This is a genomic window from Aeromonas sp. S15(2024) (assembly GCF_041402265.1).
In the GTDB taxonomy this organism is placed as follows: Bacteria; Pseudomonadota; Gammaproteobacteria; order Enterobacterales; family Aeromonadaceae; genus Aeromonas; species Aeromonas dhakensis.
The window spans coordinates 624,037-645,661 of record NZ_JBGLQY010000001.1 but is presented as its reverse complement, the minus strand read 5'-3'; the positions used below and the strand labels follow the sequence as shown (position 1 = coordinate 645,661).

At 62.6% G+C, this 21,625-nt stretch carries 22 protein-coding genes and 1 pseudogene; 17 read left to right on the top strand and 6 right to left on the bottom strand.

Annotation, left to right across the window (positions count from 1 at the left end):
- The first annotated feature begins 19 nt into the window (after positions 1-19).
- The 5 genes from cmoA to ACB033_RS03015 all read left to right on the top strand — a co-directional run bounded on the left by cmoA (position 20) and on the right by ACB033_RS03015 (position 5,089).
- Positions 20-763, top strand: a complete 744-nt coding sequence (gene cmoA, locus ACB033_RS03035) for a carboxy-S-adenosyl-L-methionine synthase CmoA (protein ID WP_010634490.1) — start codon at positions 20-22, stop codon at positions 761-763.
- Positions 760-1,737, top strand: a complete 978-nt coding sequence (gene cmoB, locus ACB033_RS03030) for a tRNA 5-methoxyuridine(34)/uridine 5-oxyacetic acid(34) synthase CmoB (protein WP_162519936.1) — start codon at positions 760-762, stop codon at positions 1,735-1,737. The genes cmoA and cmoB overlap by 4 nt, the downstream gene beginning before the upstream one ends.
- 82 nt (positions 1,738-1,819) lie before the next feature.
- Entirely contained in the window at positions 1,820-2,578 is a 759-nt protein-coding gene (locus tag ACB033_RS03025; protein ID WP_010634492.1) for an ATP-dependent zinc protease, read from the top strand.
- Positions 2,579-2,581: 3 nt separating this feature from the next.
- Complete coding sequence (locus tag ACB033_RS03020; protein ID WP_005299120.1) at positions 2,582-4,120, top strand: inactive transglutaminase family protein; 1,539 nt, start codon at positions 2,582-2,584, stop codon at positions 4,118-4,120.
- A 3-nt stretch (positions 4,121-4,123) separates the two neighbouring features.
- Positions 4,124-5,089, top strand: coding sequence for an alpha-L-glutamate ligase-like protein (locus tag ACB033_RS03015; RefSeq protein WP_005299117.1), 966 nt, complete (start codon positions 4,124-4,126; stop codon positions 5,087-5,089).
- A gap of 209 nt (positions 5,090-5,298) precedes the next feature.
- Here ACB033_RS03015 and ACB033_RS03010 read toward each other — a convergent pair whose 3' ends face one another.
- Entirely contained in the window at positions 5,299-5,901 is a 603-nt protein-coding gene (locus tag ACB033_RS03010; protein WP_005299113.1) for a peroxiredoxin C, read from the bottom strand.
- Positions 5,902-6,047: 146 nt separating this feature from the next.
- On the opposite strand from ACB033_RS03010, the gene ACB033_RS03005 reads away from it, so the two are divergent.
- Positions 6,048-6,956 carry a hydrogen peroxide-inducible genes activator gene (locus tag ACB033_RS03005; RefSeq protein ID WP_005299110.1) on the top strand — a complete coding sequence of 303 codons (909 nt, stop codon included), beginning with the start codon at positions 6,048-6,050 and terminating at the stop codon, positions 6,954-6,956.
- 68 nt (positions 6,957-7,024) lie between these two features.
- Here ACB033_RS03005 and ahh1 read toward each other — a convergent pair whose 3' ends face one another.
- A complete protein-coding gene (ahh1, locus tag ACB033_RS03000) occupies positions 7,025-8,890 on the bottom strand; it encodes a hemolysin Ahh1 (protein ID WP_117403867.1) in 1,866 nt (621 codons plus the stop codon).
- Positions 8,891-9,742: 852 nt separating this feature from the next.
- Between ahh1 and ACB033_RS02995 the strand changes: the two genes are divergently transcribed.
- Positions 9,743-10,192, top strand: a complete 450-nt coding sequence (locus tag ACB033_RS02995) for a C40 family peptidase (protein WP_139726004.1) — start codon at positions 9,743-9,745, stop codon at positions 10,190-10,192.
- A gap of 60 nt (positions 10,193-10,252) precedes the next feature.
- Here ACB033_RS02995 and ACB033_RS02990 read toward each other — a convergent pair whose 3' ends face one another.
- Positions 10,253-10,546 (bottom strand): hypothetical protein, encoded by a 294-nt coding sequence (locus tag ACB033_RS02990; protein ID WP_005299095.1) that lies wholly within the window; start codon positions 10,544-10,546, stop codon positions 10,253-10,255.
- A gap of 211 nt (positions 10,547-10,757) precedes the next feature.
- Here ACB033_RS02990 and ACB033_RS02985 point away from each other — a divergent pair, with 211 nt between their 5' ends.
- The 4 genes from ACB033_RS02985 to ACB033_RS02970 are packed head-to-tail and all read left to right on the top strand — an operon-like array spanning position 10,758 to position 14,498.
- The gene (locus ACB033_RS02985) at positions 10,758-12,188 is read left to right on the top strand and encodes a coniferyl aldehyde dehydrogenase (RefSeq protein ID WP_139726005.1); all 1,431 of its coding nucleotides are present in this window, start codon (positions 10,758-10,760) and stop codon (positions 12,186-12,188) included.
- 10 nt (positions 12,189-12,198) lie between these two features.
- Positions 12,199-12,801, top strand: coding sequence for a TetR/AcrR family transcriptional regulator (locus ACB033_RS02980; RefSeq protein ID WP_010634496.1), 603 nt, complete (start codon positions 12,199-12,201; stop codon positions 12,799-12,801).
- Entirely contained in the window at positions 12,782-13,297 is a 516-nt protein-coding gene (locus tag ACB033_RS02975; protein ID WP_139726006.1) for an SCP2 sterol-binding domain-containing protein, read from the top strand. Before ACB033_RS02980 ends, ACB033_RS02975 begins: the two co-directional genes overlap by 20 nt.
- A 16-nt stretch (positions 13,298-13,313) precedes the next feature.
- On the top strand, positions 13,314-14,498 hold the full coding sequence (locus ACB033_RS02970; protein ID WP_139726007.1) for an iron-containing alcohol dehydrogenase: 1,185 nt from the start codon (positions 13,314-13,316) through the stop codon (positions 14,496-14,498).
- A gap of 34 nt (positions 14,499-14,532) precedes the next feature.
- Here ACB033_RS02970 and ACB033_RS02965 read toward each other — a convergent pair whose 3' ends face one another.
- Positions 14,533-14,814, bottom strand: coding sequence for a hypothetical protein (locus ACB033_RS02965; RefSeq protein WP_139726008.1), 282 nt, complete (start codon positions 14,812-14,814; stop codon positions 14,533-14,535).
- A gap of 165 nt (positions 14,815-14,979) precedes the next feature.
- A complete protein-coding gene (gene cysM, locus ACB033_RS02960) occupies positions 14,980-15,885 on the bottom strand; it encodes a cysteine synthase CysM (protein ID WP_139726009.1) in 906 nt (301 codons plus the stop codon).
- Positions 15,886-16,019: 134 nt separating this feature from the next.
- Here cysM and ACB033_RS02955 point away from each other — a divergent pair, with 134 nt between their 5' ends.
- The 6 genes from ACB033_RS02955 (at position 16,020) to ACB033_RS02930 (ending at position 21,378) form a co-directional block, all read left to right on the top strand.
- On the top strand, positions 16,020-16,277 hold the full coding sequence (locus tag ACB033_RS02955; RefSeq protein ID WP_005299077.1) for a GNAT family N-acetyltransferase: 258 nt from the start codon (positions 16,020-16,022) through the stop codon (positions 16,275-16,277).
- Positions 16,267-16,887 carry a nucleotidyltransferase family protein gene (locus tag ACB033_RS02950; RefSeq protein ID WP_139726010.1) on the top strand — a complete coding sequence of 207 codons (621 nt, stop codon included), beginning with the start codon at positions 16,267-16,269 and terminating at the stop codon, positions 16,885-16,887. Before ACB033_RS02955 ends, ACB033_RS02950 begins: the two co-directional genes overlap by 11 nt.
- Positions 16,888-16,957: 70 nt before the next feature.
- Positions 16,958-18,781, top strand: coding sequence for a SulP family inorganic anion transporter (locus ACB033_RS02945; RefSeq protein WP_139726011.1), 1,824 nt, complete (start codon positions 16,958-16,960; stop codon positions 18,779-18,781).
- 146 nt (positions 18,782-18,927) lie between these two features.
- Positions 18,928-20,274, top strand: a complete 1,347-nt coding sequence (locus tag ACB033_RS02940) for an MATE family efflux transporter (RefSeq protein ID WP_042007156.1) — start codon at positions 18,928-18,930, stop codon at positions 20,272-20,274.
- Between the two features lie 11 nt (positions 20,275-20,285).
- Positions 20,286-20,876, top strand: a complete 591-nt coding sequence (locus tag ACB033_RS02935) for a hypothetical protein (RefSeq protein ID WP_017766109.1) — start codon at positions 20,286-20,288, stop codon at positions 20,874-20,876.
- Positions 20,877-21,162: 286 nt separating this feature from the next.
- Entirely contained in the window at positions 21,163-21,378 is a 216-nt protein-coding gene (locus tag ACB033_RS02930) for a YdcH family protein (protein WP_005299061.1), read from the top strand.
- A 100-nt stretch (positions 21,379-21,478) separates the two neighbouring features.
- Here ACB033_RS02930 and ACB033_RS02925 read toward each other — a convergent pair.
- A pseudogene (locus ACB033_RS02925) lies at positions 21,479-21,610 on the bottom strand (SDR family NAD(P)-dependent oxidoreductase); the annotation flags it as partial.
- Positions 21,611-21,625: the final 15 nt, after the last annotated feature.

The following is a 21,625-nucleotide window of genomic DNA, read 5'->3' as shown; positions in this document are numbered from 1 at the left end:
GCTGTCAGGTTGCGCCAGCATGCACGATCAGATTTTTGCCGCCCCCATCGCCCGATTGGGGGATTTTTGCTTTGACGAACAGGTCGTCGATGTCTTTCCCGACATGATCCAGCGCTCGGTGCCGGGTTACAGCAACATCATCTCCGCCATCGGCATGATGGCCGCCCGCTACGCCCAGCCCGAGAGCCGACTCTACGATCTCGGCTGCTCCCTGGGTGCCGCCACCCAGGCGATGCGTCGCCATGTTGCCCAGCCCGGCTGCCGCATCACGGCGGTGGATCTCTCCCACCCCATGATAGAGCGGGCCCGCGCCCACCTTTCAGGCTTCAAGTCCGAGGTGCCGGTGGAGCTCATCGAGGCGGACATCTGCGACATCGAGATTGAGAACGCCTCCGTGGTGGTGCTCAACTTCACCCTGCAGTTCGTCGCCCCCGAGAAACGGGCCGCCCTGATCCAGCGCATCTTTGACGGCCTGCGCCCGGGCGGGATCCTGATCCTGAGCGAGAAGTTCCGCTTCGAGGACGAGCAGGTCAACGAGCTGCTCATCGACTTGCACCTCGACTTCAAGCGCGCCAACGGTTACAGCGAGCTGGAGATCAGCCAGAAACGCACCGCCCTTGAGAACGTGATGCGCACCGACAGCCTGCCGGTGCATCAGGCCCGCCTGCGGGAGGCCGGCTTCGCCCATCAGGATCTCTGGTTCCAGTGCTTCAACTTCGGCTCCATGATCGCCATCAAATCGAGCGAGCCTGCCCAGCCATGATCGACTTTGCCAATTTCTATCAGCTGATCGCCAAGAACCGGCTGAGCCACTGGCTGCACACCCTGCCCGCCCAGCTGCACGCCTGGCAACACGACAACCAGCACGGCGATCTGCCGCGCTGGAACCGTGCCCTCAACAAGCTGCCGCAGGTGGCTCCCGGCCACGTCGAGCTGAACAGTCGGGTCGAAATCGGCTCGACCGAGAGCCTCGGCGAAGGGGAGCGCAAGAAGGTGGAGAGCCTGCTGCGCCACTTCATGCCCTGGCGCAAGGGCCCGTTCACGGTGCACGGCATCCACATCGACACCGAGTGGCGCTCCGACTGGAAGTGGGACCGGGTGCAGCCCCACATCAGCCCGCTCAAAGGCCGTTACGTGCTGGACGTGGGCTGCGGCAGCGGCTATCACCTCTGGCGCATGGTGGGCGAAGGGGCCAAGCTGGCGGTCGGCATCGATCCGAGTCCGCTGTTCTTGTGCCAGTTCGAGGCCATTCGCCACTTCGCGGGCAACGACCAGCGCGCCCACCTGCTGCCGCTCGGCATACAGGAGCTGCCGGAGCTGCGGGCGTTCGACACCGTCTTCTCCATGGGGGTGCTCTATCACCGCAAGTCCCCCATCGAGCACATCGAGCAGCTGCGCAACCAGCTCAAGGACGACGGCGAGCTGGTGCTGGAGACCCTGGTGATCGACGGCGGCGTCAACGACGTGCTGATGCCCACCGATCGCTACGGCAAGATGCGCAACGTCTGGTTCATCCCCTCCAGCGCGGCGCTCAAGCTGTGGGTCGAGCGCTGCGGGTTCACCGATGTACGGATAGTCGACGAGAATATGACCAGCACGGACGAACAACGTCGTACCGACTGGATGATTAATGAATCCCTGAGTGATTATCTGGATCCAGCCAATCCGGCACTCACGGTAGAAGGACACCCGGCACCCAAACGTGCCGTACTGATTGCCAGAAAGGCCAAAGACTAGCCGATGGCCGCGGTGGAAGTTACACTGACCCAATTCCAGGAAGCACAGTTAAATGAATGACATGAAAAGCAAATTAAAAGGAATGACCCTGCTCTCCCTGCTCAGTCTCGGCGGGTGTGTCACGATGGAAAAAGCGCCCCCGGTACCTACCCTGACGCTGGCCGAGCTTCGCAACGAGATCAATCTGAGCGAGCAGCGCCTGCAAACATCCATGGAACAGCAACAGAAGCAGTATGTGCAGCAACAGCACCTGCTGGTTCAGCTCAACACTGATGTCAACAACATGAAAGAGTCCGTGAACAAAGTCGGCAGCAAGCTGGAACACCTGCCGCCCGAGCCGCCCAAGCCCATGGCGATCCCGACCGAGAAGTGCCAGGCCCCGAGCCAGGGTCACACCGTTGACGGCAAGCTGCTGGTCGGCGAGGCGGAGTGGATCTGGGTTGACGCGGCCAACGACGCCTTCCAGGCGCGGGTCGATACCGGTGCCACCACCTCCTCCATCAGCGCCCAGGACATCACCATCTTCGAGCGCAACGGCAAGAACTGGGTGCGCTTCTTCCTGAGCCATCAGGAGATGGACGACAAGATCCAGATTGAAGCGCCGCTGGTGCGCCACGTGCGGGTGCGTCAGGCCTCCGCCGACGATCTCGACCGCCGCCCTGTGGTACGCCTGGCGGTACGTATCGGCGACATGACCGAGAAGGCCGAATTTACCCTGAAAGATCGCAGCGACATGGCCTTCCCCGTGCTGCTGGGTCGTGAATTCCTGAAAGACATCGCCGTGGTTGATGTGGCCCGCGAATATATCCAACCAAAACCCAAGCTCAAGGATGTGAAATAATCCATGGTTTCCCGTAAGCCGTTCTATTTGCTGGTTGCCCTGCTGTACATTGTCGGCCTGGGAATGACGTTCTATCACCATATCGCGTTGGACGTACCGCTCACGCCGGGTGAAAAACGCCAGATCTGGTCCATCGAAGCCAAGCTGGAGTTCGAGGCCACCGGCGAGCCGGTGATCGCCTCCCTGGCCATTCCGGGCACCCAGCCCGGTTTCACCCTGATGAACGAGAACGCCGCGAGCCCGGGTTACGGCCTCTCCTTCGTCGAGAAGGATGGCGATGCCCGCGCCGAGTGGTCCATCCGTACCGCCTCCGGCCGCCAAGAGCTCTACTACCGCGTCGACATGATGGCCGATGCCCACGCCAAGCCGGCTGCCAACCCGCAGCCGCCGGCCATCGAGAAGCAGATCGAGAGCGAGCCCTACGCCACCGCCATGCAGCAGATCCTGGAGCGTGCCCAGGAGCGTTCCGCCGACGGCTACACCCTGACGCGCGAGATCATCAAGGAGATCGAGAAGCAGGAGCAGAACGCCGAGCTGCTGAAAAAGCACAAGAGCCGCGCCAACCTGATCGCCGAGCTGCTCAACAACGCCGACGTACCGGCCCGTGTCGTCCATGCCCTGAGCCTGGAAGACGGTCGCCGTCGTCAGGAGCTGGTGGATTACCTGCAGGTGTTCAACAGCCCCACCGACTACAAGCTGTTCAACCCGCAAACCGGTGAACAGGGTCGCCCGGCCAACCTGCTGCTGTGGGAGTACAACTCCGGTGCCCTGCTGGACGTGACCGGTGGCCACAACTCCAAGGTGAGCTTCTCGATGATCGCGCAGGAGCAACCGGTGAGTGTGGCGCTGGCCCAGAAGTTCGAAAAATCGGAGATGATGAACTTCTCCATCCACAGCCTGCCGCTGGAAGAGCAGACCCTGTTCAAGGGCTTGCTGCTGATCCCCATCGGCGTGCTGATGGTGGTGTTCCTGCGGGTCATCGTCGGCATCAAGACCTCGGGTACCTTCATGCCGGTGCTGATCGCGGTCGCCTTCATCCAGACCCAGCTGATCACCGGTCTGGTGGGCTTCCTGCTCATCGTCGGCACGGGTCTGGTGATCCGTTCCTACCTGTCGCGGCTCAACCTGCTGCTGGTGGCGCGGATATCGGCCATCATCATCATGGTGATCTCGATGATCGGCATCTTCTCGGCGTTCGCCTTCAAGCTGGGGCTGACCGACGGCATGAAGATCACCTTCTTCCCGATGATCATCCTCTCCTGGACCATCGAGCGGATGTCCATCCTGTGGGAAGAAGAGGGTCCGAAAGAGGTGTTCCGCCAGGGCGGCGGCTCCCTGCTGGTGGCCATCATCGCCTACCTGGCCATGGACAACGAACTGATCCGCCACCTCACCTTCAACTTCCTCGGTCTGCAGCTGGTGCTGATGGCGACCGTACTGTTGATGGGTAACTACACCGGCTACAAGCTGAGCGAGCTCAAGCGCTTCAAGCCGCTGGTGGACGAGATGCGCTCCGGTGCCACCCCGGGTAAGGACAAGTAACAGATGTGGTTCTGGGAAAAGTACACCACCCCGTGGAGCCTGTCTCAGTCAGGCATCCTCGGCATGAACAAGCGCAACCACTCCTACATCAGCCGCTACAATCCGCGCAGCCTCTATCCGCTGGTGGATGACAAGCTGCAGACCAAGCGCATCGCGCTGGATGCGGGGGTGACGGTGCCGGAACTGATCGGCACCATCCGTGCCCAGCACGACGTGAGCCGCATCACCGAGCTGGTGAAGGATTGGCCGGGCTTCTGCATCAAGCCGGCACGCGGCTCCGGCGGCAAGGGGATCCTGGTGATCCTGCGCCAGGAGGATGGCCTCTTCTACAAGCCGAACGGCAGCGCCAGCAACGGCCAGGATCTGGAGCGTCATGTCTCCAACATCCTGGCAGGGCTCTACTCATTGGGTGGCAAGCCTGACGTGGCGCTGGTGGAAGGGCTCATCAACTTCGATGACGTGTTCGACGGCTACTCGTTTGAAGGGGTCCCCGATGCCCGGGTGATCATCTTCAAGGGCTTCCCGGTGATGGCCATGATGCGCCTCTCCACCGCCGCCTCCGACGGCAAGGCGAACCTGCACCAGGGCGCCGTGGGGGTGGGTCTGTGCCTGCGCACCGGCCGCGCGCTGCGAGCAGTGCAGTTTGGCAATCCGCTGCGTCACCATCCGGATACCGGCCTCGATCTGTACGATCTCAAGGTGCCCCACTGGGACACCCTGCTGACCCTGGCGGCCTCCTGCTACGAGATGTCGGGCCTCGGCTACATCGGGACCGACATGGTGCTGGACAAGTTCCGCGGCCCCATGCTGCTGGAACTCAACGCCCGTCCGGGCCTCGCCATCCAGATCGCCAACGGCCGCGGCCTGGTGCCCAACCTCAAGACCATCGAGAAGCTGGGTCAGGTGAAGATGAACGTGGAGCAACGGGTCAACTTCGCCAAGGATCACTTCGGTATCTTTGACGAGTAGTCCGGAGCTGGATGACAAAAGCGCGCCAAAGGGCGCGCTTTTTTATGCCTGCCGTTTATCGGCACGTAGCCGGCAACGGCAATCCTGCTGAGCAAGCGTTGCTGGACAAGGGTTGCTGGCCAACATTGTGAAACGAGAGTGCCGAATTACGGCCATAAAAAAACCGATGCCTGGGCATCGGTTTTTCATTATCCGGTGTACCGACCCGATTACAGGGAAGCGGCATTCTCGGACAGGTACTTGGCAACGCCGTCCGGAGAGGCGGTCATGCCCTTTTTGCCTTTTTCCCACTGAGCCGGGCACACTTCGCCGTGCTCTTCGTGGAACTGCAGGGCATCGACCATGCGCAGCATCTCGTCGATGTTGCGGCCCAGCGGCAGATCGTTGACAACCTGGTGACGAACGACACCGTTCTTGTCGATCAGGAAGGAGCCACGGAATGCCACGCCGGCTTCCGGGTGTTCGACGTCATAGGCTTTGCAGATTTCGTGCTTGATGTCGGCAACCAGCGGGTACTTGACCGGGCCGATGCCGCCGTCTTCGATCTTGGTGTTGCGCCAGGCGTTGTGGGAGAACTCGGAATCGATGGAAACACCGATCACTTCCACGCCACGCTTGTTGAACTCTTCCAGACGGTGATCGAAGGCAATCAGCTCGGACGGGCAGACGAAGGTGAAATCGAGCGGATAGAAGAACAGGACGGCTGCCTTGCCCTTGATGTGGGATGCCAGGTTGAAGGAGTCAACGATCTGGCCATTGCCCAGAACGGCAGCAGCGGTGAAATCGGGTGCGGGACGGCCTACCAATACCATATTCAATTCCTCTTTATGTGAAGTGAACAATCCTGTCAGGATTGGGCTACCTAGAGCCAAGTCCGTCTAATTAAAGCGACAAACTATAACCCCGATGGTAGATTAGTTAAATCAAATTAAATAGATAGCATTAATCGGGTTTTCCTATGCAACGTTGGCCCAGCCTGAAACAGCTGCAATATCTGGTCGCTCTCGACGAGCACAAGAACTTCAACCGCGCCGCCAAGGCCTGTCATGTCAGCCAGTCGACCCTGAGTACCGGGATCCAGACCCTGGAGGACATGATGAACCTGCAACTGGTGGAGCGGGACCACAAGAGCTTCATTATGACCCCGGTCGGCATGGAAATCGTCGAGCGGGCTCGCAATTTGCTCTCCGATGCGCGGGATCTGATGGAACTCGGCCAGCATCAGGGGGGCGTCATGCACGGCACGGTGCGCCTTGGCTGCATTCCCACCATAGCCCCCTTCCTGCTCAGCAAGCTGCTGCAAGAGTGCGGCAAGACCTATCCTGAGCTGGAATTGTTGCTGCGTGAAGACACCACCACCAACCTGCTCAAACAGCTGGAGCAGGGTCAGCTCGACCTGCTGATCCTGGCGCTGCCGGTGGAGATCGGCGGTTTTCACTGCAAGACGGTCGGCCAGGATCCCTTCCACATGGTGATGCCTGCCAGCATGGCGGCCAGCCTGCACACCCCGTTCGACTACAAGGAGTTGCCCAACCAGAGCATCTTCCTGCTGGAGCGGGAACACTGCCTCACCGAACACGCGGTGAGCGCCTGCAGGCTGCGGGACAAGAGCAAGATCAACCCGTTTGCCGCCACCAGCCTGCACACCCTGGTGCAGATGGTTGGCGCCGGGCTCGGCACCACCTTCCTGCCGCAGATGGCCATCGATGCGGGCATCCTCGACAACACGGATCTGGTGGCCATCCCGCTGCCGGGAGAACATCCCTATCGCGAGATCGGGCTGGTGTGGCGCCCCAGCACCACCCGAGTGCAGACCTTCTACAAGCTGGCGGAGCTGCTCGCCCCGCTCATCGACAACAAGGGCTGAAGCTCACCCCCATAAAAAAACGCCGGCACGTGCCGGCGTTGTTGTCTTGGGCGCAAAGCCCTGCTCTGTCAGTGGCTGGCCGGTGGCCCGAAGATGCGGGTGTAGGAGGTCAGGGTCCGTACGCTCACATTCTGCGGATTGCCGTTCTCGTCGTAGAGCCCCAGCGCTCCGCTCTGCTTGTCGTGACCCAGCAGCTGATGGGCACTCAGGTTGCTGAGCGCATCGCTGTCCGCTTTCCACTCCCAGCGCTGGCCCAGGCTCAGGCTGCAGCTCTGCAACTGGCCGAGGTTGTTGCCGTCCAGGCAGCGGCGGGTATCCTGCGCACTGACATAACGGCCGTACTGGTCATAGATGAAGGACTGGGCCGCCGAGGTCTCGTCACAGGTCACCGCGCTCAGACCGTGGTTCGCATCCGCGCTCAGGCAGCGGTTGTCAAAGCCCCCTAGCTGCAGGTTGACCGGGCGACCGCCGGTAAACACCGGGTGGTTCCAGTCCACCTTGAAGCTGGTGGAGGCCGTCACCCGTCTGCGCTTGTCGGTATCTTCGAAGCCCTGGAAGGAGACATGGGCCCCCACCACGTAGTAGTGCTTGTAGATGCCGGTGTAGATGGGGCGGATGTTGACCGAGGAGTCGATCTTGAACTCGGTGCTGCCCGTCTCGTCCGGCGCTGCCTTGTAGATGACGTCCAGATTCGGCACGAATCCCTTGTAGCTGAGCGGCTGGATACGGTTGTGATCCACGTCGTAGCCCATGCCCCAGACGGTGGCCGTCTTGGAGGAGAGCAGGGACTCCGCGGTCGCGTATTGATCGCGCACCCAGCTGAAACTCACCTTCTGGGCGCTCGGCGCCGAGCGTTCGACCCGGTAATCCTGGGTGTTGTAGGCGAGCTGGCGCTGCTGGCTGAACTTGGCCGAGGCCTCCAGCTTGGCCTTGGGCCCATCCTTGTTCACCTCGACCCCGCCGGTGACCCCCACCTCGAAGCCCGAGATCTCGCGATGCTCATACTTGCTGTTGAGGTTGGTCGGCAGGCTCTTGAGCACCGCCGCCTTGGTGTTGGACGCCTCGATGCTGAAGCGATAATCCTGAGCGATGGCATCGGTGGCATAGTCGCGGGCCCAGCCGTCCAGCAGCAGGTAGTCCGCGATGTTCTCGCTCCAGCTGAGATCCTCGTTGAGCTGGATGCCGGCACCGGCCGACTCTTCGTCCAGCGAGATCCGCACTATCTTGGCATCCGGCGTGGCGGAACCGGTGTTGCCAAATTGCAGGGAGCGCTCCAGGTTGACCCGGTAGACCAGCGAGATGTTCGGCGAATCGCAGAACAGCCGATCACCCCGGCTCCAGGTGCGCGAGCGCGGGAAGGTGCACTCGGCATCGCTGATCTTGCGGTTGACGTTGAGGTAGAAGGCCACGTGGGGCAGACCGGCCTCGGCGGCAGGCGGCAGGGTCAGCGAGCGCTTGTGGCGCTTGCCCTGCCCTTCCAGGCTGTCGACCCGCTCCATCACCTGATAGAAGGCCGGGTCATCGACGCCCCCCAGCGGGGTGAACAGCAACTCCCCCTTGTAGCCGGACACCAGTACCCAGTCGGCATCAAAAGAGATGCCAGCCAGCTGCTCCATGGCCTTTCTGGCCTGCTGCCGCTCGGCCTTGTCGGTGACGGCGCTAAAATCGATGAACAGGCGCTCGCCCCGTTCCAGCACCCGCTCGCGCAGCTGATCCCGGGTCATCAGCGACGTCGCCCCCTGCCCCTTCAGCCAGACGTCGGCATTGAGGTAAATCAGCCCCTGTTCGGATTGCAGGCTGGCCAGCATGGCGGTGCCCTGGTCGGTACGCTCGCCAATATCTTCGGCCTGCACGCTGCCAGCCAACAAGGCCAGCGCGAGCAGACTGAGAGCGGGAGCTTGCGTGATGAATTTGCGTGGTTTTTTGTTTTTCATTGTTATCTCCTTGTCGAATCACGCCAAGCTATTTAAACAGCGAACAAATATGGCATAACCATATTATTCACGGTTATATTTCGGGGCGTTATTCTGCTTGCCTGTCATGACATTCATTATTTTCGCCGTGAATTAACAGCGGGTTGGCGAAGGTATTTATGGTTGACAGAACAAGGATCGCGAGGCGATCTAAGGTGGACGATTCGGCATGCGCCGATGCTATTACACGGGAGTCGCGATCTGATGGCGATCTTCCCTCAAGGCCGCCGACTGCGCCTTGAACCTCGCATGGTACCCATTGGCTTTAACGTCGCGCTCATCGGCCTGAACGATGGCACAACAGCCAGATGCCGCAGGCATCCTGGTGCGAGGGAACACTCACTGCTATGGACCGGATATCATGGGGCGGCCCTCCTCTGTCTGGTGATATTGTCAGCCAACGCCAGTCATTGACTGAATATTATTATGTGAACCAGTTGCGGGAATATACCCAGAGATATCTTGTTTTTTGCCGTCATATTGGCGGTGAAAATGGCGGGGTCCCTTGCCATTTATTTCATGGCGTCATCATAACGAATTAGCCCTGAGACAGAACGTGACACAGATCACGGGGTGACGTCAACAAGGTTAATTATCATTTCATTGTCAGGCTGATTGGAATAACTACTTTAATATTGAAATACTCATTCAAGATAATCAGAAAATATTATTCAAATGAATACAAACAATATTATAAGCCTCTCCATTTGCGCCTCTTTTGAGGTAGCAACAGGTGGTTTCTTGCAAGCAAGGCTATGTTCGAGCCCCAAACCCCGTTTATGATGGAGAGGTTGTCGTCTCGAAGGAGCCCCCATGGATTGCAAGTTGCTGCTGCCCCTGCTGGCCCTGTTGATGGCTGCCTGTTCCAGCACGCCCGAGCCTGCCCCACCGCGCCAGCAGAGCAGCGCCTTTGAAGGCTTTTATCAGCAGTGGCGCGGCGTCCCCTATCGCATGGGCGGCTCGGATCGGGCCGGTCTCGACTGCTCCGCCTTCACCCAGCTCGCCTACCAGCAGGTGATGGGTTTCAATCTGCCGAGGACCACCGAATCCCAGGCCAACCTGGGCCGACCGGTCGATCGCTACCGGCTGCAGCACGGCGATCTGGTTTTCTTCAAGACCGGCTGGCAGCAATACCACGTCGGCGTCTACACCGGCGGCGGGGAGTTCATACACGCCTCCACCAGCAAGGGGGTGATCCGCTCGCGCCTCGACAACGTCTACTGGAACAGCCGCTACTGGCAGGCGCGCCGCCTCACCCAGTGACAGCAACAACAGAACAGGGCCCACGACGGGCCCTGTTCTGTTGTTGATTCAACGGATGGCTCAGTGCTTGCGGTGCCAGCGCGGCGAGGTAGCCCGCTCCCCCCAGGGGGTGACGCAAGGCAGCAGCGCCCCTTCTATCACCTTGTCGCTGCCGGCCAACGCTTCCGCAATCTTCTCGTGCAGCACCCGCAGCAGACGCCCCTCCTGTTCGGCCAAGGAGTGACCCGCGGCAAAAAATTCGCGCTGATGCTGCAGCGCCAGCTTCTGGGCAAACTCATAGGTGTTGAAGCAATCCGGCATCCGCTCGACCACATCCTCGAGGCGGGCCAACAAGCTGTTCAGTTCCCTGGTCATCGTGCTCTCTCCTTGTCGATTGATAGCCAAAACTACCCCTTATTGGATAATTCACCAACCCTGGATCCACGAAAATGTGGTAGCCAGCACAGTCGCCGGGTGAGTCACCCGTGCACCATGCCAAACCAGCGCACCGAACTTTACATTTGATTAACATGCAGCTAGATTTAGACCGACCAATCAGTCGGTCCATTTATCAGCGGGGTATGCCATGGAAGCGATGCAGTTGCAGGAGGCCGCCGACAAGTTGTCGCTCCCGGCCAGACTGGCCAAACTCAGAGACGCCTGTCAGCAAAATCCCATGCCGAGCCTGAGCGAGCGCAGAGCCCATCTCAGCCAGCTCAAGCGCACCCTGATCGCCCACAAGCAACCGCTGTGCGACGCCCTGGCCAAAGACTATGGCCAGCGCAGCGACTACGACAGCATGATTGCCGACATCCTCCCCTGCGTCATGCAGATCAACTACACCCAGAAACGGATCAAGCGCTGGATGCGCCCACACCGCCGCCACACCGGCCTGCTGCTGGCACCGGCCCGGGTGGAGGTGTTCTATCAGCCGCTCGGGGTGGTCGGCATCATAGTGCCCTGGAACTTCCCGGTGATGCTGAGCCTCGGCCCCCTCATCAGCGCCATCGCCGCCGGCAACCGCGCCATGCTGAAGCTCTCCGAATTCACCCCCCACACCAACCGGGTGCTGCGCGAGCTGCTGGACGGCGTCTTCGATGAGCGCGAGGTAATGGTGATTGAAGGCGATGCCCAGGTGGCAGCCGCCTTCAGCGCCCTCCCCTTCGATCACCTGCTGTTTACCGGCTCCACCGCCGTGGGCAGGCTGGTGATGGCCGCGGCGGCCCCCCAGCTCACCCCTATCACGCTGGAGCTCGGCGGCAAGAGCCCCTGCCTCATCGCCCCCGACATGCCGCTGGCACTGGCGGTGGAGCGGATGATCTTCGGCAAGAGCCTCAACGCTGGCCAGATCTGCGTCGCCCCCGACTATGTGCTGCTGCCGCGCGGCCAGGAGCAGGCCTTTGTCGAAGCCTATCGCGATCACTTCGCCCGTCTCTATCCCCAGGGGCTGGCCAGTGCGGATTACGGCTCCATCATCAACGCTCGACAATATGAGCGGCTCACCGGCTGGCTGGCCGAGGCGGAGCGAGCTGGCGCCCAGATCCACCCCTGTGGCAGCCCGGCCCGCGACGATGGCGCCCATCGCCTGCTGCCTCATCTGCTGACCGAGGTACCGAACCACTGCCAGCTGATGCAACAGGAGATCTTCGGCCCGCTGCTGCCGATCGTGCCCTATGACTCGCTGGACGAGGCGCTCGCCTACATAGCCGCGCGGCCGCGCCCGCTCGCCTTCTACCTGATGAGCCTGGATCCCGCCCTGCAGCACAAGGTGATCCGGGAGACCCACTCCGGCGGCATGGCCATCAACGACAGCCTGTTCCAGGTGGCGGCCGACGACGTGCCCTTCGGCGGCATCGGCGCCTCCGGCATGGGCCACTACCACGGCCACGAGGGGTTTCTCACCTTCTCCAAGGCCAAGACCGTGCTGAGCCGGGGGCGCTTCAGCACCGGCACCATGGTGCACCCTCCCTATCGGCGCTGGCACCAGCGGCTGATGATGGCCCTGTTCTTACGTTGACGAGATGAATATGAATACGCCCGTGACCGACAAGCGTCGCCAGATCCTGGATGCTGCCCTTGCCCTATGCGCCGAAGATGGTTTGCAGGGGGCCGCTACCGCCCGCATCGCCAAGGCGGCGGGGGTAGCCAACGGTACCCTGTTTCACCACTTTCCCAGCAAGGAGGTGCTGATCCAGAGCCTCTATCAGGACATCAAGCTGCGCCTCGGCGCCGCCATTACTGAGGCTGACGCCACCTTGCCCCTCAAGGAGCAGGCGCACCACTACTGGAGCCAGGCGATGGCCTGGATGCAGGCCCACCCCCACGAGCTCAAGTTCGTGCTGGGTTTCTTCCACTCCCCCCTGCTGGCTCGCCCGCTGCGCAGCCAGATCCTGAGCGACACCCTGCGCTTTTTACCCCGCCTGCTGGCCCAGGGCCAGGCCAGCGGCGACTTGATGCAAGCCCCACCGGCTCTGATGCTGGAGGTGTGCCAGGGCCAGTTCCTGGCCTGCGCCTCCCTGTTTGTCGACCAACCTGAACTGGGACGGGACGCTCACTGGCAAGCCAGTGCCTTCGCCCTGTTCTGGTCCGCCATCTCGGGAGCTCACGCGTATGCACAACCGACACCTTGATACCCTGGCGGCGCTGGGCCGCCGGCTCTGGATAACCAGCCTGCTCTGGATCATCGGCCGCACCCTGTGCCGCGCCTCCCGGGTCGACGAGGCGGTGCGCCGGGAGCTGGCCCCTCTGCCGGACGGGCTCACCATCCGGCTAGAGGTGGGCGGCATGGCCCAGGGCTTGACCATTCACAAGGCTGACGGCCGCTGGCAGAGCGGTCCTGCCCCCGATACCGACGCTCTGCACCCGCTGCGGGTACGTTTCAAGCATCCCGCCATCGCCTTTCGCGCCCTCAGCTTTCGGCTCGGGGTCAATCAGGCGTTCAGCGAGAACCGCCTGCTGGTGGAGGGAGATCTCACCGTCGCCATGCACCTGGTGCGCGCGCTGGAGCAGCTGCAGGCGCTGATCCTGCCCGCCTTCATCGCCCGCCCCTTGCTGCGCCACTATCCGGACCCGAGCCACAAGCTGAGCCGGGCCTGCCATATCTACCTGGGTCTGTTGACCGGCTGAACGAGAGGATGAGCCTATGAGTCGCTATTACGATTTTTTCTGTCCGGTCAAACTGATCGCAGGGGAGCAGGCGCTGGAGCAACTGGCTGGCGAGCTGGCGGGATTGGGGGCGCACCGGCCGCTGCTGCTCACCGACAAAGGGGTCAGCGGCACCGGGCTGGCTACCTTGCTGGCCGGGGTGCTGGCCGAGGGAGAGCTGCCGGTGGCCGCCATCTGGGACGAGATCCCGGCCGACTCCTCCACCGCCGTGGTGGAGCGGATCGCGGCCCGTCACCGGGAGCTTGGCTGTGACAGCCTGGTGGCACTGGGGGGCGGCTCCGTCATCGACACCGCCAAGGCGGTCAACATCCTCGCCTCCATGGGGGGGGATCGGCTGCTCGATTACGCCGGCGCCGGCTGCCTGACCCGGCCACTGCAGCCGCTGGCGGTGGTGCCCACCACGGCGGGCACCGGCTCGGAGGTGACCCTGGTGGCGGTGATCAAGGACGAGGCAAGCGGGCGCAAGGTGCCCTTTACCTCCCCCTTCCTGCTGCCCCAGCTGGCGGTGCTGGATCCGCGCCTCACCCAGGGGCTGCCGCTCAACATCACCGCCGCCACCGCCATGGATGCCATGACCCACGCCATCGAGGCCTTCATCGGCACGGCCAAGAACCCGGTCAGCGACGCCCTGGCCCTGATGGCGGTGGAGAAGATCGCCAACGCCCTGCCCCAGGTGCTGAGCAACCCGCAGGACAAGCAGCTGCGGCTGCAGCTAGCAGAGGGATCCACCCTGGCGGGCATGGCCTTCTCCAACTCCATGGTGGGACTGGTGCACGCCCTCGGTCACAGCCTGGGAGCCCGCTGCCACCTACCCCACGGCCTGTGCATGAACCTCTTCCTGCCCACCGTGCTCGACTACAACCGGCCGGGCATAGACCCCGAGCTGGCCCGCCTGCTGCTGCCGCTGGTAGGGGCCGAACGCTTTGCCGCGACCCCGGCCGCCGTGCGGCCCCAGGCCGCCATCGAGGCGTTGCAGGCGCTGCGCAATACCTTGTGGGAGACGGTGAAGCTGCCGCGCACCCTGCGGGAGGCGGGTCTCACCGACAAGGGCCTGCTGCCCGAGATCCGCGATCTCGCCATCAACGACGGCGCCCTGCTCTACAACCGCAAGGATGCCGACCGGGCTCAGCTGCTGGCCCTGCTGGAGCAGGCCTGGGAGTGATCAGGCAGGCGGCCCCGTCTCGCGGGGCCGCCTGTTACCAGCGGATGGTGGCGCCGGCGCCGTAGTTGCCACCATCTTCGGACGCCTTCTCGCGCCAGATGGACTCCTTGTTGCGGCGCACTGCCTCTTCCCGCTCCTGCTTGCGCTCCCAGACGGGTTTCACCTCGTCCAGCGGCCGATCCTGTTTCTGCCCCTTGTGATCGGTCACCGAGCACTGCTTGTCGCCACACTGATAGGCATAGGGTTCGACGGTGCAGCCTGCCGTGGCCAGACAGAGGCCAAGCAGAGAAACACGAAGAGAGGAAGACAAGATCATGGGACGCTCCTGTTTGCAGCGGTCAACAAAAGAGGCCGAGTGTCAAACAGGAGGCAAATGGAATCAAGCCTGCCGGCAGGATTGATTGTTACAAGCGGTACACAGTGCAATGTATCAGCAAGCTGTTGATACATATCATGTTAATCAGCACGCCGACCTAGGCTCTCACCCCTGATCGTCGCTGAACACCCCGGTGGAGAGGTAGCGATCCCCCCGATCGCAGATGATGGCCACCACCACCCCCTGTCTGATCTCTGCCGCCACCCGCAGGGCGCCAGCCACGGCGCCGCCCGAGCTGACTCCACAGCAGATCCCCTCCTCCCGCGCCAGCCGGCGCATCATGGCGAGGGACTCGTCGAGCGTGACGTCCAGCACCCGGTCGACCCGGGCGGGCTCGAAAATGGCGGGCAGGTAGGCCGCCGGCCAGCGCCGGATGCCGGGGATCTGGCTCCCCTCGGCCGGTTGCAGACCGATCACCTGCACTGCCGGGTTCTGCTCCTTGAGGTAGCGGGAGACCCCCATGATGGTGCCCGTGGTGCCCATGGCCGAGACGAAGTGAGTGACCGCCCCCTCGCTCTGGCGCCAGATCTCGGGGCCGGTGGAGAGGTAATGGGCATCCGGGTTGGCCGGGTTGTTGAACTGATCGAGCACCAGCCCCTCGCCCCGTGCCTGCATCGCCAGGGCGAGGTCGCGTGCGGCCTCCATGCCTCCCTCCACCAGCACCAGCTCGGCGCCGTAGGCCTGCATGGCATCGCGCCGCTCCTGGCTCATGGTATTTGGCATGATGAGCCGCATCCGGTAACCCCGCGCCGCCGCCACCATGGCCAGCGCGATGCCGGTGTTGCCGGAGGTGGCCTCGATGAGGCGGGCCCCAGGCGCTAAGTGACCGCTCGCCTCCGCACACTTGATGAGGTTCAGCGCCGGCCTGTCCTTGACCGAGCCGGCCGGGTTGTTGCCCTCCAGCTTGACCAGCAGGGTGACACCGGGGTGGGGATTGATGCGACGCAGCGCCAGCAGGGGGGTATTGCCGATCAACTCTTCCAGCGTGGCAAAAGCCATAATGGGATCCATCCTTCGTGAACTGTTCTATACCTTGGCTAGCGGGTATGTACCCGGCCGGGCTCGCAGTGTAAGCGACCCCGAACAGTTGGCAAAGGGGCGCCAACATGGTCAGATAACCCCATCCCCCGTACCGAGGAGCAAGCATGAGCGAGATCATTCATCAGGCCAACCAGCAGCAATTCATCTGTGTGGTGGATGGCAAGGAGTCCAGGCTGCGTTACCGGCGGCTCGATGCCAAGACCATCGACGCCTACAGCACCTTCGTTCCGCCCGAGCTCAGGGTACAGGGGATCGCCGATCAGCTGGCGCGCACCTTCTACGACTGGACCCAGGCGGAAGGGCTCACCATAGTACCGAGCTGCAGCTACATCGACGTCTGGTTGCGCCGCAATGCCGGCTGACTCCCAGACGCGCCACCACACGCAAGCGTTCAACCTTCGCCCGGGCGCCCGGGAAGCCGACCTGCAGGCGCAAACCGAAGCCCTGCTGCGGGCCGACGACCAGCGCATGGATTGCCTGCGGGCAGCCCGTGAACTGGCACTGCCCGACTGGGCGCTGGGGGCCGGTTTTATCCGCAACCTCATCTGGGATCATCTGCACCACAAATCGGCGCCGACCGCCCTCAACGACATCGATCTTATCTATCTGGACAGTGCTGATCCGACGGGATTGCAGGAGGCCGATCACGAAGCCTGGCTCGCCGCCAGGGTGCCGGGCCAGCAGTGGGAGGTGCGCAACCAGGCCCGCATGCATCTGCGCCAGCAGGTGGCCCCGTTTACCAGCTCGCTCTCGGCCCTCAGCCACTGGGTGGAGGTGCCCACCTGCATCGGGGTCCGGCTGCTGGCAGACGACTCATTCGAATGGCTGGCCCCCTACGGCTTTGCCCCCAACTGGTCCCTGCAGGTGGATCCCAACCCGCGCTGCCGCCAGGAGAGCCGGGTCTTTACCGAGCGGGTCAAGGCCAAGAAGTGGCAACGGCTCTGGCCTGACCTGGTGGTGAACTGGCCATAACCTGATTGCAATGTTTCGATAACCTTGGGCACACTAAGGAAAAGCTGTTTGTAACTCAATGGGTTAAATAATGCGCGACTTCTTCTCACTCGAGCGCTGGCTACCGGGCCTCGCCGCCCTGCTGCAATACCAGCGGGCCTGGCTGATGCCGGATATGCGCGCTGGATTGTCGGTGGCCGCGGTGGCCCTGCCCGTGGCCATCGCCTATGCGGAGCTGGCCGGGGTGGGGCCGCTGGTCGGCCTCTACTCCTGCATCCTGCCCATGCTGGTGTACGCCCTGTTCGGTACCTCCCGCCAGCTCATCGTCGGCCCGGACGCCGCCACCTGCGCGGTGATCGCCGCCGTGGTGACCCCGCTGGCCGCCGGGGATGCCACCCGCCACTGGCAGTTGGTGATGACCATGACCGCCATGACCGGCTTCTGGTGCCTCATCGCCAGCCGCTTCAAGCTGGGGGTGCTGGCGGACTTTCTCTCCCGCCCGATCCTGATGGGGCTGCTCAACGGGGTGGCCATCACCATCATGGTGGGCCAGCTCTCCAAGATCTTCGGCTTCACCTTCAGCGAACGCTACCTCATCGAGCGGATCGCCGGCGGCGCCAGCTACATCACCCAGACCCATCTGCCCACCCTGGCCATGAGCCTGACCGCCCTGCTCACCCTGCTGCTGGCCAAACGCTTCAAGCCGGCCTGGCCCTCCTCCATGGTGGCCTTGGTGGTGACGGCGGGGCTGGTGTGGGCGCTCGATCTCGGCCAGTTCGGCATCGCCACCCTGGGCGCCATCGGCTCGGGCCTGCCCGCCTTCCAGCTGCCGGAGTTCCCCCCCGGCCTGATGCGGGAGCTGGTGCTGCCGGCGCTCAACCTGGCCATGGTGAGCTTCGTCTCCATGATGCTGACCGCCCGCAGCTTCGCCGCCAAGAACGGCTACGAAATAGATGCGGACAAGGAGTTTCGGGCCCTCGGCATGGCCAACCTGGCGGCGGCAGCCTCCCAGGGCTTTGCCATCAGCGGCGCGGATTCGCGCACCGCGGTCAACGACGCCAACGGCGGCAAGAGCCAGCTGGTCTCCATCATCGCCGCCGCCGTCATCGCCCTGGTCACCTTCTACCTGACGGCGCCGCTGCAATACATCCCCACCGCCGCCCTTGGGGTGGTGCTGGTGATGGCCTCCTTGTCCCTCACCGACTTTCGCGGCCTGTGGGCCCTGCGCCACTCCGATCGTTCCGCCTTCTGGCTGGCGCTCATCACCTTTGTCAGCGTGCTGGCCATGGGGGTCATTCCGGGCATTACCCTCGCGGTGCTGCTGGGGCTGTTCCAGTTCCTGCGCAACGTGATGCGCCCCACCGACCAGCTGCTCGGCATGGACGACGAAGGGGTGGTGCGCACCCTGGGGGACAACGAGCAGGCCAAGGCCATTCCCGGCATCCTGGTCTATCGCTTCAACTCGCCGCTCACCTACTTCAACGCCCCCTACTTCAAGCGGCGGGTGCTGGCGCTGCTGGTGCAGGATCCCCACAGCCCCAAATGCCTAGTGGTGGACGCGGTGGCCTGCTTCACCCACCAGGACATCAGCGTGATGAGCATGCTGGGGGAGCTGCACCGCGACTTGAAACGGCGCGGCATCCATATGGTGATGGCCGGCCGCCACGGCCAGATGAGCCTGTGGCTCAAGCAGGCCGGGATCCGGGTCGGCGACGAGGGGATCATCCTCTGCCCCGACATGTATCAGGCGCTGCGCATGACCCGCTGCTACCGCGAGCCGGTGTTCAAGGATGACGAGGTGGTGGAGAGCACCACCGAGGCCATCCTGTCGCGCTGGCCCCAGGATGAGGCCCTGCCCGATTCGGCGCGCCTCACCCTGCCAAGCGAACAGGAGGCGGGCGCCACCCCTGCCTGACCAAGATCGGCCCTGCCCCTGCGGCAGGGCCGCGTCTCTTGCTCCCCCTGCTTGGCCACCGCCACGATTGCGCCTCGCACCCGCTTGGTGTTAAATGCCCGTCCAGATGGCGCCGACGAGGGCCATCCCCAGTATTTGGACACCCCATGCAAACTCAATCCCACGCAGGTCCGGGCACTCTCTTCTCCCTGACCTGGCCCCTGTTTATCGATCTCGCCCTGCACTTTCTGACCGGGGCCCTCAACACCTTCATGGTGGGTCACGTCTCCTATCAGGGGGTGGCGGCGCTCGCGGTCGGCAACCAGGTGTTCGATCTCGCCATCACCCTGTTCAGCTTCGTCAGCATCGGCACCAGCGTGGTGATCACCCAGTATCTGGGGGCCGGCGACAAGGAGAAGGCCCGCGTCGTCATCCACACCGCCATCGGTTTCAACCTGCTGGTGGGGCTGGTGGCCGCCGTCGGCGTCATCGCCGGCGCCAGCACCATGCTGGCGCTGATGAACCTGCCCGCCAACCTGATGAGCGATGCCACCCTCTACCTGCAGATCATCGGCCTGTGCCTGCTGCCGGAAGCGGCGGCCCTCTGCCTGGCCGCCACCCTGCGCGCCCACGGCCACACCCGTCAGGCCATGTACGTCACCCTGACCGTCAACCTCATCACCTTCGTCGGCAACCTGCTGCTGCTCTACGGCTGGTTCGGCCTGCCCCAGCTCGGGGTGGCCGGGGTCGCCATCAGCACGGTGGCGGGTCGCATCGTCGGGGTGGTGCTGCTGGTGTGGCTGGTGGCGCGCAAGACCGGCATCCACCTGAAACTGCCGGAGATCGTCAAACCCAGCCGGCTGATGCTGGGCAAGGTGCTGCACATCGGCCTGCCGGCCGCCGGCGAGAACCTCTCCTGGATGCTGCAGTTCATGGTGGTGACCGCCTTCGTCGGCCTGCTCGGCGACAAGGCGCTGGCGACCCAGTCCTACTTCTTCCAGATCTGCCTGTTCATCCTGCTGTTCGGCCTCTCCATCGGCCTTGGCAACGAGATCATCATCGGCCATCTGGCGGGGGCCCGCCGCTTCGAGCAGGCCTACACCCAGCTGATGAAGAGCCTGAAACTGGGGCTCGTCGTCACCGCGCTCATCGCCCTCGCCGCCGCCCTCAACGGCCGCACCATCATCAGCCTGTTCACCGATGACGCCGACATCATCACCCAGGTGGCGCAGCTGTTCTTGATAAGCCTCATTCTGGAACCCGGCCGTACCTTCAACCTGGTGGTGATCAACGCCCTGCGCGCCACCGGTGACGCCCGTTTCCCGCTCTACATGGCGCTGCTCTCCATGTGGGGAATTGCCGTTCCACTGGCCTATTTCCTTGGTATCATGCAGGGTTATGGACTGGTCGGTATCTGGTTGGCGCTCGCCTGTGACGAGTGGGTGCGCGGTCTGGCCATGTTCTGGCGCTGGCGCAGTCGTCGCTGGCAAAACAAAATTCTTGTTGAAACATAAGCGGAATCACAATGAAGAAGATAGGACTCTTGTTGGCGGCCATCCTGCTCAGCCCGCTCGCCATGGCGCAAACCGCCCCCGCCGCCCCCAAGGCACAGGCGGCCCAGACCTGGTACGTGGCCCCCATCGCCATCGATGAAACCAGCGAGGCCCAAAAGGCGCTGACCAAAGACTTCATGGCCCAGATGATCAAGACCATCAAGATCAACGAGTACCAGACCGGCAAGGCGGTGGGCAAGACCAAGTCGCCCAAGTGGCTGATCCGCACCAAGCTGATGCCGGCAAGCAGCGAACCCCTGGTCGGCAAGAAGCACCCGCAGGGCCTCACCTACGGCAAGGGCATCCCCACCCAGGAGATCGTCGGCGAGCTCATCATGAACGGCACCCTGGTAGCCCATGTGGGTCAGGGCTGGCGCGAGCCCATCGTCCCGGGCACCCCGGTGGCCGAGAAGATCTCCATCGCCAACTATCAGTACGCCATCGGCAACGAAGCCAAGTCACCGGATCTGGAAGAGCTGGCTGCGCAAATCGGCTTTGAGGTGGGCAAGGTGATCGCCCGCGATGGCAAGCCGCTGCCCGAGAAGAAAAAGAAAAAAGAGTAAACGCGACACCTGTTACCAAGAAGGGGCCCTGCGCCCCTTTTTGCTGCCCGCCCGGCGGCCCCAGGCTGTCATCCAGCCGTCACAATTGTGATCCATCCGGCACTTTTCAGACTCTCCGCTTACCGATAAAAGCCTTATCAGCTTGTGATTCAAATAGTTAAAAATCGCCCGTCGCATGCAGCAAATCATTGGTCCCGAATTGGAGCCGGATCACATTTATCTCGCAGGGGACGCGGTAGTTTGGTCTTGCAGGCACAATCAAACGAAACCAAGGAGGCCGCATTACATGTTCCCAGAGTACAGAGAGCTCATCTCGAAACTGAAGAGCAGTGATGTCCATTTCCAAAAGAAGTTTGACTTGCATAACGACCTGGATGTGGAGATTAGAAAGTTGGAGAAACATCACGCCAGCGACTACAGCGCCGAGGTGAAGGATCTGAAAAAACAGAAACTCAAACTGAAAGAGGAGATCTACGACATCCTCAAACAACATCCACAATAGACGCCTCGACGAATACCTGGATAAGCAACTTATCCTGCCAGCCCGGCCCGACGCCGGGCTTTTTGTTGGCCGCTAACGACAACGCTGAGCAGGCATATCAGGCGGCATTTTCGGCACTGCTGACCGGGACAGCTACCTGCTTACCTGCCGCCAGCTGGGCCCGCGCCAGCGGCAGCCCGAGCCACCCCGTCCCCAGAATGCCGATCGTCCCGGCGAAATGTTGCTCTGTCATCGTCCTTTCTCCTGC

Bases quoted from the DNA above. Each gene is read 5' to 3' on its own strand.
- cmoA (WP_010634490.1), top strand. From the start codon at position 20: ATGCACGATCAGATTTTTGCCGCCCCCATCGCCCGATTGGGGGATTTT.
- cmoB (WP_162519936.1), top strand. From the start codon at position 760: ATGATCGACTTTGCCAATTTCTATCAGCTGATCGCCAAGAACCGGCTG.
- ACB033_RS03025 (WP_010634492.1), top strand. From the start codon at position 1,820: ATGACCCTGCTCTCCCTGCTCAGTCTCGGCGGGTGTGTCACGATGGAA.
- ACB033_RS03020 (WP_005299120.1), top strand. From the start codon at position 2,582: ATGGTTTCCCGTAAGCCGTTCTATTTGCTGGTTGCCCTGCTGTACATT.
- ACB033_RS03015 (WP_005299117.1), top strand. From the start codon at position 4,124: ATGTGGTTCTGGGAAAAGTACACCACCCCGTGGAGCCTGTCTCAGTCA.
- ACB033_RS03010 (WP_005299113.1), bottom strand. From the start codon at position 5,901: ATGGTATTGGTAGGCCGTCCCGCACCCGATTTCACCGCTGCTGCCGTT.
- ACB033_RS03005 (WP_005299110.1), top strand. From the start codon at position 6,048: ATGCAACGTTGGCCCAGCCTGAAACAGCTGCAATATCTGGTCGCTCTC.
- ahh1 (WP_117403867.1), bottom strand. From the start codon at position 8,890: ATGAAAAACAAAAAACCACGCAAATTCATCACGCAAGCTCCCGCTCTC.
- ACB033_RS02995 (WP_139726004.1), top strand. From the start codon at position 9,743: ATGGATTGCAAGTTGCTGCTGCCCCTGCTGGCCCTGTTGATGGCTGCC.
- ACB033_RS02990 (WP_005299095.1), bottom strand. From the start codon at position 10,546: ATGACCAGGGAACTGAACAGCTTGTTGGCCCGCCTCGAGGATGTGGTC.
- ACB033_RS02985 (WP_139726005.1), top strand. From the start codon at position 10,758: ATGGAAGCGATGCAGTTGCAGGAGGCCGCCGACAAGTTGTCGCTCCCG.
- ACB033_RS02980 (WP_010634496.1), top strand. From the start codon at position 12,199: ATGAATACGCCCGTGACCGACAAGCGTCGCCAGATCCTGGATGCTGCC.
- ACB033_RS02975 (WP_139726006.1), top strand. From the start codon at position 12,782: ATGCACAACCGACACCTTGATACCCTGGCGGCGCTGGGCCGCCGGCTC.
- ACB033_RS02970 (WP_139726007.1), top strand. From the start codon at position 13,314: ATGAGTCGCTATTACGATTTTTTCTGTCCGGTCAAACTGATCGCAGGG.
- ACB033_RS02965 (WP_139726008.1), bottom strand. From the start codon at position 14,814: ATGATCTTGTCTTCCTCTCTTCGTGTTTCTCTGCTTGGCCTCTGTCTG.
- cysM (WP_139726009.1), bottom strand. From the start codon at position 15,885: ATGGATCCCATTATGGCTTTTGCCACGCTGGAAGAGTTGATCGGCAAT.
- ACB033_RS02955 (WP_005299077.1), top strand. From the start codon at position 16,020: ATGAGCGAGATCATTCATCAGGCCAACCAGCAGCAATTCATCTGTGTG.
- ACB033_RS02950 (WP_139726010.1), top strand. From the start codon at position 16,267: ATGCCGGCTGACTCCCAGACGCGCCACCACACGCAAGCGTTCAACCTT.
- ACB033_RS02945 (WP_139726011.1), top strand. From the start codon at position 16,958: ATGCGCGACTTCTTCTCACTCGAGCGCTGGCTACCGGGCCTCGCCGCC.
- ACB033_RS02940 (WP_042007156.1), top strand. From the start codon at position 18,928: ATGCAAACTCAATCCCACGCAGGTCCGGGCACTCTCTTCTCCCTGACC.
- ACB033_RS02935 (WP_017766109.1), top strand. From the start codon at position 20,286: ATGAAGAAGATAGGACTCTTGTTGGCGGCCATCCTGCTCAGCCCGCTC.
- ACB033_RS02930 (WP_005299061.1), top strand. From the start codon at position 21,163: ATGTTCCCAGAGTACAGAGAGCTCATCTCGAAACTGAAGAGCAGTGAT.